This window comes from Pelagibius marinus (assembly GCF_014925385.1).
GTDB classification, from domain to species: Bacteria; Pseudomonadota; Alphaproteobacteria; order Kiloniellales; family Kiloniellaceae; genus Pelagibius; species Pelagibius marinus.
Window position 1 is genome coordinate 836,614 of sequence record NZ_JACSDK010000001.1, and the last position, 15,481, is coordinate 852,094.

A 15,481-nucleotide genomic window follows, 5' to 3' on the forward strand; every position below is an offset into this window, starting at 1 on the left:
CGCGGCGGCGCCGGGCGTGCCGGGCACGATATCAAGGCGGGCGGAGTTGCGTCATTCGGTCGCACCTGCCGTCTCACGGCCCCAAAGGCCAGCCTGCTTGATCTATCATAGGTGTACCTGGGAGGAGCGAAACCCCTGGCCAGCCGCCGCTTTTCGCGGCCTTGTGAAGGCAAGAGCCTTGGTATAGTTTTCGCTCGCCTTGGTGCCGACTCGCCTCCGTGGGGACTGAAATCGCGGCTACGCGCAACGAGAGGCGGCGGACGACAGGATTTGCAGGAAAGATGGGAAATGCAGCTATGACATTCCTAAGCCGGCTTGGCGTTCTGGCCGCTGCCTTTGTGTTCACGTTCGGCCCCTCGATGGTGGGGAAGGCGGTCGCCACCCCGCAGAACTATCAGTTGGGCCTTCAGGATGCCGTGACGCCGGTCATGGAGCGCATCCAAAGCTTCCACACCATCCTGCTGGTCATCATCACGGTGATCACGCTCTTCGTGCTGGTGCTGATGCTCTGGGTGATGTTCCGCTTCTCCGAGAAGCGGAACCCGAACCCGTCGAAGACGACCCACAACGTGACGCTGGAGCTGGCCTGGACCGTGATCCCGGTGCTGATCCTCATCGGCATCGCCTTCCCGTCCTTCCGCCTGCTGTACTTCGCCGACCAGGTGCAGTCCGCCGACATCACCGTGAAGGCCATCGGCCGCCAGTGGTACTGGTCCTACGAGTATCCGGACCACGGCAACTTCACCTTCGATTCCTACATCGTCGCCGACGAGGACCTGGAGCCCGGCCAGCCGCGCATGCTGACCGCCGACAACGCCCTGGTGCTGCCGGTCGATACCAACATCCGTTTCCTGGTGACTGCCAGCGACGTGCTGCACAACTTCGCCATGCCGCAGTTCGGCATCAAGCTCGACGCCGTGCCGGGCCGCAACAACGAGACCTGGGCTTACGTGCCCGCCGAGTACGCCGGCCAGACGTTTTACGGCCAGTGCTCCGAGCTCTGCGGCACCGGTCACGCCTACATGCCGATCATGATCAAGATGGTCAGCAAGGCCGAGTTCGCGACCTGGACCGTGCAGGCCCGCGAAGAGTACGCCCGCATCGACGGGCCGGCCCCGCAACCGGCCGGCCAGCCTGAAGAAACAGAACAGACCGTCAAGGTCGCCGCGGCCTCCACCGCCGTCATGACATCCGAGTGAGGGAAGAGACGACAATGGCTCACAGCAGCGAAGCGCACGCGCATCACGACCACAAGCCGGGTTTCTTCCTGCGTTGGTTCTGTTCGACCAACCACAAGGACATCGGCACCCTCTACCTGATCTTCGCCATCGTCGCCGGCATCGTCGGCGCCTACTTCTCCCTGGTCATGCGCCTGGAACTGCAGGAGCCCGGCGTGCAGTACCTGCTGACCAGTGGCGAGCCCGACGGCCAGCTGTGGAACGTCATCATCACGGCGCACGGCCTGATCATGGTGTTCTTCGTGGTCATGCCGGCTTTGATCGGCGGTTTCGGCAACTGGTTCGTGCCGCTGATGATCGGCGCGCCGGACATGGCCTTCCCGCGGATGAACAACATCTCTTTCTGGCTGATCATCCCGGCCTTCCTGCTGCTGCTCGGCTCGGCCTTCGTCGACGCCGGCGCGGGCACCGGCTGGACGGTCTATCCGCCGCTTTCCGGCCCGCTGGGCCACGGCGGCATGTCCGTGGACATGGCGATCTTCGCGCTGCACCTGGCCGGCGCCTCGTCGATCCTGGGCGCCGTCAACTTCATCACCACGATCTTCAACATGCGCGCGCCGGGCATGACGCTGCACAAGATGCCGCTCTTTGTCTGGTCGATCCTGATCACCGCCTTCCTGCTGCTGCTCTCGCTGCCGGTGCTTGGCGGCGCCATCACCATGCTGCTGACCGATCGCAATTTCGGCACCCACTTCTTCGATCCGGCCGGCGGTGGTGACCCGATCCTGTTCCAGCATCTGTTCTGGTTCTTCGGTCACCCCGAGGTCTACATCATGATCCTGCCGGCCTTCGGCATCATCAGCCACATCGTGTCGACCTTCTCCCGCAAGCCGGTCTTCGGCTACCTGGGCATGGCCTACGCCATGGTGTCGATCGGCTTCGTCGGCTTCATCGTCTGGGCGCACCACATGTACGCCGTGGGCCTGGACGTCGACACCAAGGCCTACTTCACCGCGGCCACCATGGTCATCGCGGTGCCGACCGGCGTGAAGATCTTCTCCTGGATCGCGACGATGTGGGGCGGCTCGATCCGCTTCACCACGCCGATGGTCTGGGCGCTGGGCTTCATCTTCCTCTTCACGGTCGGCGGCGTGACCGGCGTGGTGCTGGCCAACGCGGGCATGGATATCGCCATGCACGACACCTACTACGTGGTGGCGCACTTCCATTACGTGCTGAGCCTGGGCGCCGTCTTCGGCATCTTCGCCGCCTTCTACTACTGGTTCGGCAAGATGACGGGCCGCGAGTATCCGGAGTGGGCCGGCAAGCTGCACTTCTGGGTCACCTTCATCGGCGTGAACCTGACCTTCTTCCCGCAGCACTTCCTGGGCCTGTCGGGCATGCCCCGGCGCTACATCGACTATCCCGACGCCTTTGCCGGCTGGAACGCGGTTTCCTCCTACGGCGCCTATATCGCCATCGCGGCCACGGCATTCTTCATCGTCATGACGCTCTACGTGCTCTTCGCCGGCCGCAAGGTGACGGCGGACAACTACTGGGGCGAGGGCGCGACGACTCTGGAGTGGACGGTCTCCTCGCCGCCGCCGTTCCACACCTTCAACGATCTGCCGCAGATCAGCGGAGGCAGCCACCACTGAGCCCGCAATTGAACGCCTGGGGGCTTCGTGATGCCGCTTCCGGGCCAGCGCGAAGGACGACTGAGTGAGTGACCTTTCACTTCGACTAGGTGCCGAGGGCACGGCTTTCTCCGGCGACGCCGGGGCCGTGCGCCGTGGCAGCGGTCAGGTCTCCGACTACCTTGCGCTGCTCAAGCCGCGGGTGATGAGCCTGGTGGTCTTCAGCGGATTCGCCGGGCTCTACGCGGCGCCGGGGGAAATCCATCCCTTCCTCGCGGCGGTGGCCGTGCTCTGCATCGCGGTGAACGCCGGGGCCGCCGGCGCCATCAACATGTGGTACGAGCGCGACATCGACGCGGTGATGGACCGCACCCGCGGCCGCCCGCTGCCGCGCGGCAAGATGGCCCCGCAGGAGGCGCTGGCCTTCGGCGTGGTGCTCAGTCTCTTCTCGGTCATGCTGATGGGCATGGCGGTGAACTGGGTGGCGGCGGGCCTGCTGGCGCTCGCCAACGCCTTCTACGTTTTCGTCTACACCATCTGGCTGAAGCGTCGCACGCCACAGAACATCGTCATCGGCGGCGCCGCCGGGGCCTTTCCGCCGATGATCGGCTGGGCGGCGGTGACCGGCGGGGTGGACCTGCACTCCATCGTGCTCTTCGCGCTGATCTTCTTCTGGACGCCGCCGCACTTCTGGGCGCTGGCGCTCTACCGCCAGGGCGACTACGCCAAGGCCAAGGTGCCGATGCTGCCGGTGGTCGCCGGGCGCGCGGCCACCAAGCGCCAGATCATGGCCTACAGCCTGCTGCTGGCGCCGCTGGGCGTGCTGCCGGCGCTGCTGGGCACCGCGGGCGTGGTCTACGGCGCGGTGGCGGCGCTGATGGGCGCCTTCTTCGTGCTGCTGGCCGGCGCGGTGCTGCGCAGCGAGGCGGGCCCGAAGGGCGACCGCATCGCCCGCCAGCTGTTCGGCTATTCGATCCTCTACCTCTTCGTTCTTTTCACCCTGCTGATCATCGACCGGGCGCCGGGCCTCAGCTTCCAGGCGAACGGGATCTTCGGGCTGCTGGGGTGATGGTCATGACCGGTGAAGACGAGAAAGAACGCCTGCGGCGCCAGCGCAAGAAGAACTGGGCGCTGCTGGCCGCCCTGATGGCTTTCGTCGTCATCGTCTACATCGTCTCGATCATCCGCATGGGCGGAGGCTGAGCATGGCGCAGCGCAAAGACACGAAGCAGCGCTCCAAGTCGAACCGGTTCCTGGGCCTGGCTCTGGTCGGCGTGGCCGCCGGCATGATCGGGGCGGCCTACGCCTCGGTGCCGCTCTACCAGCTGTTCTGCCAGGTCACCGGTTACGGCGGCACCACCCAGGTGGCCGAGGCGGCGCCGGAAACCGTCGGCGAGCGGGTCATCACCGTGCGCTTCAACAGCGACGTGGACCCGCAGCTGCCCTGGAGTTTCCAGCCGGTGCAGCGCGAGATGACCCTGAAGGTCGGCGAGTCCGGCCTGGCGTTCTTCCGCGCCCGCAACCTTGCGGCCCGCGCCACCGTCGGCACGGCGACCTTCAACGTGACGCCGCTGAAGGCCGGGCCCTACTTCAACAAGGTGCAGTGCTTCTGCTTCACCGAGCAGCAGCTCGCCGCGGGCGGCGAGGCCGACATGCCGGTCACCTTCTTCGTCGATCCGGAAATCGAGAACGATCCGAACCTGGCGGAAGTGGATACCATCACCCTGTCCTACACCATGTTCGTCGACGAGGACGCGCAGCGGGAGCTGGATGCCGAGCAGCAGCTCGGCCAGCTGCAGGCGCCCGCCGGCAGCGTGCAGGGCGAAGCAACGTCGGTGAACTGAGGGTTGAGTTTTTGCCGGGCCCGGGCAGCGGGCGCGGCGCGAGCAAGCGCCTGACGGCGGCAACGGCCGCCCCGGGCAGTGGAAATTGACAAGAGGTCTCCCAAGAGAACGTCGAGGGGACCGGCCGGAGCCAAAACGGCGATTTAGAGCGGGGAATGACCATGAGTGCTGGCCACGACCAACCGAACCATCCTTACCACCTGGTGGACCCGAGCCCCTGGCCTTTCGTGGGCGCGGTCTCCGCCGGCCTGCTGGCCGTCGGCATGGTGCTCTTCATGCACGACATCACCGGCTGGTTGCTGCCGGTCGGTATCCTGGCGGTGCTGGCGACCATGTTCCTGTGGTGGCGCGACGTCATCAAGGAAGCCGTGCACCAGGGCCACCACACCCGGGTGGTGCAGCTCGGCCTGCGCTACGGCATGATCCTCTTCATCGCCTCCGAGGTGATGTTCTTCGCCGCTTTCTTCTGGGCCTTCTTCGACGCCAGCCTGTTCCCGGACGAGGCCAAGCAGGTGGCGCGCAGCGAGTTCACCGGCGGCGTCTGGCCGCCGGCGGGCACCGAGGTCTTCGACGCCTTCCACCTGCCCTTCCTCAACACCATGATCCTGCTGCTGTCGGGCTGCACCGTGACCTGGGCGCACCACGCGCTGATCCACGGCGACCGCAACGGCCTGCTGCAGGGCCTGGCGCTGACCATCCTGCTGGGCATGCTGTTCACCGGCGTGCAGGCCTATGAGTACAGCCACGCGGCCTTCGGCTTCACCGACGGGATCTACGCCTCGACCTTCTTCATGGCGACGGGCTTCCATGGCTTCCACGTCATCGTCGGCACGATCTTCCTGATCGTCTGCTTCTTCCGCGCCTACGCCGGCCACTTCAAGCCGGACCACCACTTCGGCTTCGAGGCGGCGGCCTGGTACTGGCACTTCGTTGACGTGGTGTGGCTCTTCCTCTTCATCTGCGTCTACTGGTGGGGGGGCAACTGATCGCCCGCCGGACCATCACCTGCTGCCGCGGGGCCTCGCGCCCCGGCGGCGAATCTGAAGGGGCGCCGTCGTGACGGCGCCCCATTCCCATCAGGACCTGCCGCCGGAGCCGCCCTCGGCGGTCCTCACCGGCCTGCTGTGCCGCTGTCCGCGCTGCGGCAGGGGCAAGCTCTTCTCCGGCGTTCTCACTATCGCCGAGCGCTGCAATGTCTGCGGCCTGGACCTGCGCAAGCAGGACGCCGGCGACGGCCCGGCGGTCTTCGTCATCTTCTTTCTCGGGCTGATCTTCATGCCGCTGGTGTTCTGGGTGGAATTCTCCTTCGAGCCGCCCTGGTGGGTCCACATCGTCCTCTGGCCCCTCCCGGTGGTGGTCGTCGCCCTGGCGCTGCTGCGGCCCATGAAGGGCTTCCTGGTGGCCCAGCAGTTCCGCCACCACGCCAGCGACAGCGGCACGGTTGACTACGGCGAAGACGACCGATGAGCGCGCCTGAAAGCTTCGGCGGGGGCGGAGGCAAGCGGCGCTTCCGGCCGACCCTCTGGGCCACCGTCTTCACCATTCCCGCCCTCATCATCCTGCTGGGGCTCGGCACCTGGCAGGTGCAGCGCCTCTACGAGAAGGAAGAGCAGATCGTCCTCCGGCACGAGCGCTCGCAGCCGCCGGGCATGGAACTGCCGGCCGGTTTCCCCGATCCGGGCGCGCTGGAGTTCACCCGCGTGAACCTGAAGGGCCGCTTTCTCCACGACCAGGAGTTTTACCTGGGTGCCCGCACCGAAAGCGGGCGGGTCGGACTCAACGTCGTGACGCCCTTCGAGCTGGACGACGGCCGCACCCTTTTGGTGAACCGCGGCTGGGTGCCGGAGGCCAAGCGCGACCCCGCGACCCGTGCCGAAGGGCAGCTGGAGGGGGAGGTCGAGATCGCGGCCCTGCTGCGCACCGACGGCTGGAAGGGCATCGACTTCGCCAAGCCGCCCAACGAGCCGGAGGAGCGCTTCTACTTCTGGCTCGACCTGCCGGTCATGGCGGATTACGTGGACCGGCCGATCATCGAGGATATGTACGCCGACGCCGTGGAGTCCGACATTCCCGGCGGCCTGCCGATCGGCGGCCAGACCCGCATCCAGCTGAAGAACGACCACCTGGAATACGCCATCACCTGGTACTCCTTCGCCGTCATCCTGGCGGTGATCTACTTCCTCTTCCACTACCGCCGCGAAGAAGAGCCTTCCTCGGAGGCCTGAGCGGGCTGCTATCTTGATGTGGACCCGCCGGCGTGCCACCTAGAATGGGCGGCTTTGTCTGATGCTAGGAATGATCTCGCATGACTGCCTACGAAGAACTCGCCAAGAAATTCAAGCGCCTGCACGCCCTGCAGGAGGCCGCGGGCATGCTGGGCTGGGACATGTCGGCGATGATGCCGGCCGGCGGCGCCGAGGCGCGTACCGAGCAGCTGGCGACCTTGAGCGTCGTCTGCCATGAGATCCTGACCGACCCGAACCTGGATGAGCTCTTCGACAAGGCCTCGGCGGAGACCAAGGGCCTGGATTCCTGGACCCAGGCGAACCTGGCCGAAATGCGCCGGCGCTGGCTGCACGCCACCGCCCTGGAAAGCGACCTGGTGGAGGCGCTCTCCAAGGCCTGCAAGCGCTGCGAGATGATCTGGCGGAAGGCGCGGCCCAAGTCCGACTTCGCCGCCGTGCTGCCGGCCCTGAAGGAGGTGCTGAACCTGACCCGCCAGGCCGCGGCGGCCAAGGCCGAGCGCCTCGGCTGTTCGCTCTACGACGCGCTGCTGGACGAGTACGAGCCCGGCGGCAAGTCGGAACGCATCGACGCGGTCTTCACCGACCTCGCCGCCTTCCTGCCGGGCTTCCTCTCCGACGTGCTGGACCGCCAGGCCAAGCAGCCGGCGGCGCTGCCCCTGGAGGGCCCCTTTCCCCTGGACAAGCAGGAGGCCCTGGCCCGCAAGCTGATGGCCGCCGTCGGCTTCGACTTCGAGCACGGCCGCCTCGACGTCTCCCTGCACCCCTTCTGCGGCGGCGTGCCCGACGACGTGCGCATCACCACCCGCTACAACGAGGACGACTTCATGATCGCCCTCATGGGTGTGCTGCACGAGACCGGCCACGCCATGTACGAGCGCGGCCTGCCGGCGGAGTGGCGCCTGCAGCCGGTGGGCGAGGCGCGCGGCATGGCGATGCACGAGAGCCAGTCCCTCATGGTCGAGATGCAGGCCTGCCGCAGCCGCGAGTTCGTGGAATTCCTGGCACCGCTGGCGCGCGAGGCCTTCGGCGGCTCGGGCCCGGCCTGGCAGGCCGACAACCTGCTGCGCCACTACAACGAGGTGAAGCCGGACTTCATCCGCGTCGACGCCGACGAGGTCACCTACCCGGCCCACGTCATCCTGCGCTACCGCCTGGAAAAGGCGCTGATCGCCGGGGAGATGGAGCTGGAGGCCCTGCCGTCCGAGTGGAACAAGGGCATGCAGGAGCTCCTCGGCGTCACCCCGCCGGAGGACCGCCTGGGCTGCCTGCAGGACATCCACTGGTACGACGGCGCCTGGGGCTACTTCCCGACCTATACCCTGGGGGCCATGACCGCGGCCCAGCTCTTCGCCGCCGCCAAAAAGGCGCGGCCGGAAATCCCCGAGGCCCTCGGCAGGGGCGACTTCGCGCCGCTGATGGGCTGGCTGGCCGAGAACGTCCACGCCCAGGCCTCCTCGGCCGGCTTCGAGCAGATCCTGGAGAAGGCCACCGGCGAGCCCTTGAACCCGAAGATCTTCGAGGCCCACCTGAAGGCCCGCTATCTGCCCTAGTCTCGAGACCATGCCCTGAAAAGCGTGAAGGCCCGCCTTTCGGCGGGCCTTCTTCATTGCGGGAGGCGGGAAGGGCGCTCAGGCCGTCCCCTCACCATCCGGGGTCGCCGGCGGCGTCGCGCTGGCGACCGGCGGCTTGCGCTTGCCGCCCTTCGCCTTGGGCGCGTCGCCGGCGTCCTCCGGCTGCGCCTGCCCGTTACCGATGCTCTGCGACAGGCGGTGCAGCATGGTGTTGGGGTTTTCCTTGGCGTTGAAGCCCAGGTCGGTCAGCAGCTCGTCCACCAGGGGTGCCTGCATGCGGTAGTTCAGCAGCGACTGCACGATGTTGTCGGGCAGGCTGCCGCCGCCGCCCAGGTTGCCGCCGGCCTGCGCGCCGTTGCCGCCGCCGTTGGTGCCGGCGATGTTCGGCATCAGGCCGGCGCCGCCGGCCATGCCCTGGCCGAAGTCGATGACGCGGATGTCCTTGATCTTCTCGACCGCCTTCATTGAGGCCGCCATGACTTCCGGCATGACCTCGATCAGCGCCTTCTTCAGCTCCAGGGCGATGATGCGGTCGTCCAGCACGTTGCGCGCGGCGTTGATGGCCTCCTGGCCCTCGGCCTCCACCTGGTAGCGGGCGGCGTCGGCCTCGGCGGCGATCTTGGTCGCTTCCGAGTTGGCGCGCGCGGTGATCAGCGTCGCCTCGGCCTCGTCCTCGGAGGCGGCGCGCTCGGCCTCGGCGGCCACGGTCACGCCGACCGCGTTCTTCTCCGCCTGTTCGCGGGCAGCGACGATGGCCACGGCCTTCTGGCGCTCGGCCTCGGCGACGCGGGCCACGGTCTTCACCTGTTCCTCCTCGCGCACGGCGGTGGCGCGGGCCTTGTTCGCCTCGGCGGCGGCCAGCGACTCCTCCTGCGACTTGGTGGCGACGGTGATGGCCTTGTCCTGGCGCGTCAGCTCGACGTCGCGGTCGGACTCGATCTGCTTGCGCTCGACGGCCAGCCGGGTCTGGATCGCGGCCTCCTCTTCCAGGCGCTTGGCCTCGGCTTCCTTCTGCGCCGTCTGGGCGCGGGTCTCGGCCGCGTAGTTGGCGACGTTGCGCTCGGTATTCAGGCGCGCGTAGTCCTTCTCCTGACTGATCTCATAGGCGCGCTGGTCGGCCTGCAGATTGCGCTGCTCGATGGCGATGCGCGTTTCCTGCTCGATCTCGTTGCGCTCCTTCTTCTTGTGCTGGGTGATCTCGGTCAGGCGCGTCAGGCCCTCGGCGTCGAAGGCGTTGTTGGGGTTGAAGAACTCGGACGACGTCTGGTCCAGGGTGGTCAGGGAGACCGACTCCAGCTCCAGGCCGTTCTGCTCCAGATCGCCGGAGACCGAGTTCTGGACCTTCTGCACGAAGTCGGTGCGCTTTTCATGCAGGTCGTTGAGGTTCATCTGGGCGGCGACGCCGCGCAGGGCATCGACGAACTTGGCCTCCACCAGGTCGCGCAGCTGCTCACCATCCAGGGTGCGCTCGCCCAGGGTCTGGGCGGCCAGCGCGATGGACTCGCGGTTGGGCTTCACGCGCACATAGAATTCGACGCCGATGTCGACGCGCATGCGGTCCAGGGTGATCATGGCCGCCTCGCGCTGGCGGTTCACCTCCAGGCGCAGGGTGCGCAGGTTGACCCAGGTGATGTCGTGCAGCACCGGCAGCTTAAGGGCGCCGCCGTCCTGGATGACGCGCTGTCCGCCCAGGCCGGTGCGTACGAAGGCCAGGTCCTTGGGTGCGCGGACGTAGAGCTTGGCGAAGACGATACCGATGACGATGATGACGACGGCAGCAAAGCCGCCCAGATAGATGCTTTCCATCTCACTTCTCCCCTTCCTTCATGAAACCGAATGTCAGTCTTTCAGGCTGTCCGGCGGCGCAATGACGTCGAAGAGCGATCTTCGGTGGCTCACCAGCAGCACCTGCTCGTCCTGTTGGAAGCGCTTGCCGCGCCGGGAGGCGCGCACGCGCACGAAATGCGTATTGCCGTGGGTGTCCGAGACCTTGGCTTTGCCCGGCGTGCGCCGGGTCACGGGCCCCAGGGTGATGACGGCGATGCGCCCGACCAGATCGTCGTTGCCGGTGGCGTAGGTTTCCTCGCGCGGCATGACGCGGGCGAGACCGCGGCTGGTCAGGCGCGTCGCCGGAATGGCCAGCGCCAGGGCCGCCGGAGCGGCCAGGACCGAAGGCAGCAGGAAGCCGAAGGTGCCGCGCATGGCCAGCTGCAGGCCGTAGCCGCCCAGGGTGAAGACCCCGAGGAAGGCCAGCAGCAGCACCAGGAAAGGCACGCGCCCGACGTTCAGCCAGCCCAGGGCCTCGCCCAGCAGCGAGCCTTCCGCCTCCGGCGCTTCGGTGTCGAAGTCCGGCAGGAAGTCGTCGATCAGGTCGGAGAGGCCGAGGCCCATGAGCAGGCTCAGCGTCTCCACCCCGGCGATGGCCAGGGTCAGGACCATGGTCACCAGAAACGGGTCGTTCTGGTCGGCGAAGAAGAACTCGGCACCGTTCATGGCAAGCACTCCCTTGCGTTGCGGGTTGGTCCGTTGTGGTCAGGCCCGCCCAGTCGGGGGCGGCGGTTCCTCCCCCGGCGTGGCGGCCGGGGGAGGGGCCGGTGGGCTTGGTCAGCCCTCGCCCCTGAGGCGCGCCTTGTGGCGGGCGAGGCGTTCCTGGATGGCGTTCTGGCGGTGCAGTTCAGCCAGGTCTTCCAGGTCGCGGTTGCTGATGTGGCTCTCCTCGCCTGGCAGGCCGGTGAACTTCTCGCCCAGGCGCTGGGCCGCGTCCATGGCGGCGGAGGCCTTTCCCTGCGCCTTGGTGCCGGCGCCACCGCCGCCGTCGCCGCCGGCCGGTGCGGCGGCCTTCAGGTCGCGCAGCCGGCTCTGCGCTTCGCGGCGGCTGGCCTGCAGGGCGGCCAGGGAATCGGTCAGCTTGGCGACCTCCTCGTCGGCCTCCGCCACGGTGCGCTCCAGGAGGGCGAGCTGGTTTTCGATGTCCAGCTGGCGGCCGACGCCGGCCTCGGCGAGGTCGTCCTTCTCCTCCTTCACGGCCAGGGCGATCTTCTCGCTCAGCGAGTCGTGCTCCTGCTGCAGCTCCGCCATGCGGCGTCGCGCGTTGTGCTTGGTGGCTTCATGTTTGCCGACCTCGCTGCGCACCTCCTTCACCGCGTCGTCGATGTCGCGGATCGCCTGTTCCATCATGGGAACGGAGGCGGCCTGCTCGGCCTGCTCGATGGCGTTGTGGGTCAGTCCGGCGACCAGGCGGGTGATACGGGTCAAAAGAGTTTCCGGCATGACTTGCTCCCTTCTTATGCTGTGACGGCTCAGGAGGTCTTCGGACAGTTCGGTCCGCATGATGAAGACCCAGTCCCCGTCGAGATGGCAGAGCTCTGCGCTGCCGACCAAGAACTCGCCCGCGGCATAGGCGGTGATCGTGCAAGGCACCACCACCCGCCCGGCCAGGGTGGAGAGGGACACGGCATCGACCGCCTTCATCGAAAAGAGGTGACGGTCGAAGGGCACCGGCCCCTCAGCGTCGAGATGCGGCGCGACTACCGCCTTCCGACAGAGACGGGCGATGTGCTTGAGGCACAGCACGGCCGTCTGGGCCGGCAGGTCGAAGCGATCTCGCAGGCGGCTGTAGTAGAGGCGGTGCAGGCGGACCTGGTCGGTCACCCCGGCATCGAAGACCTTCTGGCTCAGCCAGTTGGCCGCCTCGGCGTAGCGTTCCGCGTAATCCCGCAGCTGCTTGGCCTGTTCGGCGGTCGGGTGCAGCTGCAAAATCGCTTCGGTAGAATGCATCACTTACTCCACGCTTCATGGTTATATAAGGGCATAATTTGTCCTTTCGTCAAGGGACAGAATATGACCTTTGAAGGCGGCTGTCGTGTTTTTTGAGTTCTGATCCTCTAAAATCGGCGGAAATCAGGGGTTTTTAGGAGGAGCGGAAGCGGCGAAAAAGCGTCCCAGGATTGTTGATTCCTTCAGGACGATCGCGAAAAGGGCGTAATTTTCCCAATTCGATCCTCTCCGCCCGGCTTCGGGCGGATCCTGGAAATAGCCAGCGGCGAGCCGCTGAACCCGAAGATATTCGAGGCCCGGCTGAAGGCCCGCTACCGGGCATAATCAATTGATTTAGACGGATTTTCCGGCGGCGTTTATGGATTCTCAACCCTGATTGAACCGGCGCCGGACTCTCCGCGACCCATGGGCAACCAACTCATAGGGGAAGTGGAGAGAGAAGATGTTCAATCACCCTGTTTCCGGGGGCCTCAGGGCCTCCATTCTGGCCCTCGGCGTCGCCGGGGCCCTCAGCGGGTCCCTGGCCGGCGCCGCCCAGGCGGAGGAGCCGGGCCTGGTCGACCAGATGGCCTCCCAGCTCGCCGCGCGCAGCGACTCCTTCGCCGCCACCACGGCCGGCCTCAACGTGGTGCCGATCAAGATGGCAGGGTCCTGCCCGCGCGCCTTCATGCTGCAGGTCAACCTCGGCGCCCAGTCGCCGGGCACCCTGTCCTACCAGATCGAAACCCTGGACGGCCGTACCTCGCAGGTCTTCAAGACCCGGGCCGGCGCCCGGGAGGACGGCCTGTTCGGCGCCCGCGTGGAGCACATGGTCGCCCTGGCGAAGCTCGAGGACGGCGAAACCGACCCCTCGCTGGTGAAGTTCGACAACCCGACGCGTCCGGCGGCCGAAGCCGAGGCGGAGTCCGAGCCCGGCTTCTTCGAGCGCCTGTTCGGCGTCGAGCCGGCCGCCGACCCCTCCAAGGGTCTGCGGGAGCAGAGCTTCAGGGTCAAGATCGTGGCGCCCAACGAGATCGCCTCGACCTTCGATCAGGTCAGCGTGACTTGCGAGGACAAGGTGCTGCGTCATACCGCGGCGGCCGAGAGCCAGCGCGACGGCCGCGACTCGTCGGGCCGGGACCGGGACAGGCCGGGCCGGGATTCGTCGAGCGGCGGTTCGGGCAGCGGTTCGGGCGGTGCTTCGGGCGGCGGCACGGATGCTTCGGGCGGCACCATCGACTGACGAAAGCCCGCGCGACAGTGGAAGGGATGGGAAGGCCTGCCTAGCGGCGGGCCTTTTCCTCTTGGCGGTTGTGACAATCAGGGGACAAGGCCGACTCCCGGGGTTGCGTGTTGAACCGGGAATCCCTCCCGGGCGACCTACCGGACAGCACCAGTGGTTCCGTTACCCATTCGTCTTCACGAGAGGAGTAGGACCATGTCACGCCGCATTTCCTTTGCCGCCATCTCGGCGGCCGTGCTTGCCGTCAGCCTGCCCGCTGCGCCGAGCCGGGCCGCGGACTTCTACGACGTCCGGGTGGACTCCGTGATCACCCAAAAAATCATCGTCCAGAGCAACGGCAGCAGCTATCACCGCATGGCGCCGTTGTCGAACCTCATCGCCAACCTTCGTGTCGAGCTGGACACCGGGGCTTCGGGCCGGATCAAGTGGTTCACCGCCTGGCTCGGGCTCGGCCGTGAAGGCCTGGCCGAGCAGTACTGGCCGGAGTGGCGCGAAGACGGCTATCACAAGTCCTTCGACCCCCGGCCCAAGTCCTGGTCGGGGACGGTGCCTGTTGCGGTCCCCGAATCCTCCCTTCAGCAGTTCGCCCTGGGGCAATGCAACTATCAGGCCCAGACGCTGCGGGATCAGGGCCTGTCGAATACGGCGATCTTTGCCCAGGACCGGCCCATCGAACTCGCCGTGGTCGCGCATCTCGATCATGAGATGACCGGCCCCAGCGGCAACCCGATCATTGAAGGCATCGGTGGCTGGCCAGCCTACAAGAAGATCAAGCTGGTCTGTCAGAAGTGGCCGGGCGCGGTAGGCCCCCAGGCCGGCGACTCCCTGGACAGCGTGCCGCCGGTGGTGGAGAAGGCGTCGCTGACCCTTCTGGAGCGCTCCGGCATCTCCGGTGTCTGCAAGGTCATCCTGTCGGGTGTCATCGAGACGTCGCTGCCCAACACCGAGGTCAGGTTCCGCTACAAGGACGACGACGGGCACCAGAGCGACGTGCACGAGGTGGTCACCGACCACGCCGGCATCGCGATGTTCGATCACCACTACGACATTCCCAACAACCCGGAGGGCGGCGAGAGCGGCAGGATTCGCATCGTCGGCGTCAGCCATCCCTTCGAATCCAAGAAGCGGTCCTACGATATGGACTGCAGCGAGCCGGCGGCCACCGGCTTTCAGGCCCTCCTGCCGCCGACTCTGGACATCGACGTGGTGCCCCTGGAGAAGGTCATGGTCGGCCAGCAGCTCTGCGTCAGCAAGGTGCGGATCAACGGCAAGATCACCGGCCGCGGCCCCATGTCCGGCTATGCCGCCTTCGTCGGCGACCACAACTACATCTCGCCGCCGCAGGCCTACGAGGTGGATCAGGGCGATATCGTCCTCATCGGCGCCGACCGGGAGCTGGACTGGACGACGGACCCGCAAAGCACCTTTGCGACGGGGCCGACGCCGGCGGGGCAGGCGAAGTCTCAGACCATCGACATCGGCTTCAACGTCACCGGTGAAAGCAACGCCATCGTCGCTTCCCTGCCCAAGAAGGGCTACGCCTTCACCTGCGTCTTCCCGACCGTGAACCCCGCCGTGGTGGGCGGCAACGGGGGCCTGGCCGTCCAGCCCCGCCCGCAGGACGGGGCCGCTCCCCAGGCCGCCCCCCAAGCCCCGGCGCAGCTTGCCCTGACGGCGCCCCTGCCGGACCTGAAGATCCAGCAGGCCAGGCCGGGCAAGAACGGGAACCGGCTGCGCGTGCGCGTGGTTAACGGCGGTGCGGGGACGGCCGGCGCCAGCAAGCTGATGGCGGTCTACCGGCGGGGCGGCAAGAACGTCGTCCGCACCGTCCCGGTGAAGGCCCTGAAGGCCGGCGCCAAGACCGTCGTGGTGGTCGATTTCGGCCTGCCCGTGGAGGATGCCGAGCGCATCAGCCTCACGGTCGACGCTCCCGACCAGGTCAAGGAGCTGAACGAGCAGAACAACAAGCTGCAGTTCAAAGGTTAACGCTCCAGTCCAGACCCTGA

The 15,481-nt window shown here is 66.9% G+C and carries 14 protein-coding genes; 11 read left to right on the forward strand and 3 right to left on the reverse strand.

The features are described 5' to 3' along the window. The first annotated feature begins 296 nt into the window (after positions 1–296). The 9 genes from coxB to H7X47_RS04185 all read left to right on the forward strand — a co-directional run bounded on the left by coxB (position 297) and on the right by H7X47_RS04185 (position 8,455). Positions 297–1,199, forward strand: a complete 903-nt coding sequence (gene coxB / locus H7X47_RS04150; protein ID WP_193367318.1) for a cytochrome c oxidase subunit II — start codon at positions 297–299, stop codon at positions 1,197–1,199. 14 nt (positions 1,200–1,213) lie between these two features. Continuing rightward, on the forward strand, positions 1,214–2,836 hold the full coding sequence (ctaD, locus tag H7X47_RS04155) for a cytochrome c oxidase subunit I (protein WP_193367319.1): 1,623 nt from the start codon (positions 1,214–1,216) through the stop codon (positions 2,834–2,836). Between the two features lie 64 nt (positions 2,837–2,900). Then, a complete protein-coding gene (locus H7X47_RS04160; protein WP_437126542.1) occupies positions 2,901–3,884 on the forward strand; it encodes a heme o synthase in 984 nt (327 codons plus the stop codon). Positions 3,885–3,889: 5 nt separating this feature from the next. Then, positions 3,890–4,018: a cytochrome c oxidase system small membrane protein gene (locus tag H7X47_RS26055; protein ID WP_264373062.1), complete on the forward strand. Its 129-nt coding sequence runs from the start codon at positions 3,890–3,892 to the stop codon at positions 4,016–4,018. A gap of 2 nt (positions 4,019–4,020) precedes the next feature. Beyond that, positions 4,021–4,659 carry a cytochrome c oxidase assembly protein gene (locus H7X47_RS04165; RefSeq protein ID WP_193367320.1) on the forward strand — a complete coding sequence of 213 codons (639 nt, stop codon included), beginning with the start codon at positions 4,021–4,023 and terminating at the stop codon, positions 4,657–4,659. Between the two features lie 161 nt (positions 4,660–4,820). After that, entirely contained in the window at positions 4,821–5,645 is an 825-nt protein-coding gene (locus H7X47_RS04170; protein ID WP_193367552.1) for a cytochrome c oxidase subunit 3, read from the forward strand. Positions 5,646–5,715: 70 nt separating this feature from the next. Then, positions 5,716–6,126 (forward strand): DUF983 domain-containing protein, encoded by a 411-nt coding sequence (locus H7X47_RS04175; RefSeq protein WP_319633523.1) that lies wholly within the window; start codon positions 5,716–5,718, stop codon positions 6,124–6,126. Next, complete coding sequence (locus tag H7X47_RS04180; RefSeq protein WP_193367321.1) at positions 6,123–6,884, forward strand: SURF1 family protein; 762 nt, start codon at positions 6,123–6,125, stop codon at positions 6,882–6,884. The genes H7X47_RS04175 and H7X47_RS04180 overlap by 4 nt, the downstream gene beginning before the upstream one ends. Before the next feature lie 80 nt (positions 6,885–6,964). Continuing rightward, positions 6,965–8,455, forward strand: a complete 1,491-nt coding sequence (locus tag H7X47_RS04185; RefSeq protein WP_193367322.1) for a carboxypeptidase M32 — start codon at positions 6,965–6,967, stop codon at positions 8,453–8,455. Between the two features lie 78 nt (positions 8,456–8,533). Here the strand turns inward: H7X47_RS04185 and H7X47_RS04190 are convergent, their stop codons facing one another. The 3 genes from H7X47_RS04190 to H7X47_RS04200 form a co-directional block, all read right to left on the reverse strand. Beyond that, positions 8,534–10,282 carry a flotillin family protein gene (locus H7X47_RS04190; protein WP_193367323.1) on the reverse strand — a complete coding sequence of 583 codons (1,749 nt, stop codon included), beginning with the start codon at positions 10,280–10,282 and terminating at the stop codon, positions 8,534–8,536. A gap of 33 nt (positions 10,283–10,315) precedes the next feature. Next, entirely contained in the window at positions 10,316–10,969 is a 654-nt protein-coding gene (locus H7X47_RS04195; RefSeq protein WP_193367324.1) for an OB-fold-containig protein, read from the reverse strand. 111 nt (positions 10,970–11,080) lie between these two features. Then, positions 11,081–12,253 carry a PspA/IM30 family protein gene (locus tag H7X47_RS04200; RefSeq protein ID WP_193367325.1) on the reverse strand — a complete coding sequence of 391 codons (1,173 nt, stop codon included), beginning with the start codon at positions 12,251–12,253 and terminating at the stop codon, positions 11,081–11,083. A 442-nt stretch (positions 12,254–12,695) separates the two neighbouring features. Here H7X47_RS04200 and H7X47_RS04205 point away from each other — a divergent pair, with 442 nt between their 5' ends. Further along, on the forward strand, positions 12,696–13,475 hold the full coding sequence (locus H7X47_RS04205) for a hypothetical protein (protein ID WP_193367326.1): 780 nt from the start codon (positions 12,696–12,698) through the stop codon (positions 13,473–13,475). A 195-nt stretch (positions 13,476–13,670) separates the two neighbouring features. Further along, positions 13,671–15,461: a CARDB domain-containing protein gene (locus tag H7X47_RS04210; RefSeq protein WP_193367327.1), complete on the forward strand. Its 1,791-nt coding sequence runs from the start codon at positions 13,671–13,673 to the stop codon at positions 15,459–15,461. Positions 15,462–15,481 lie beyond the last annotated feature (20 nt).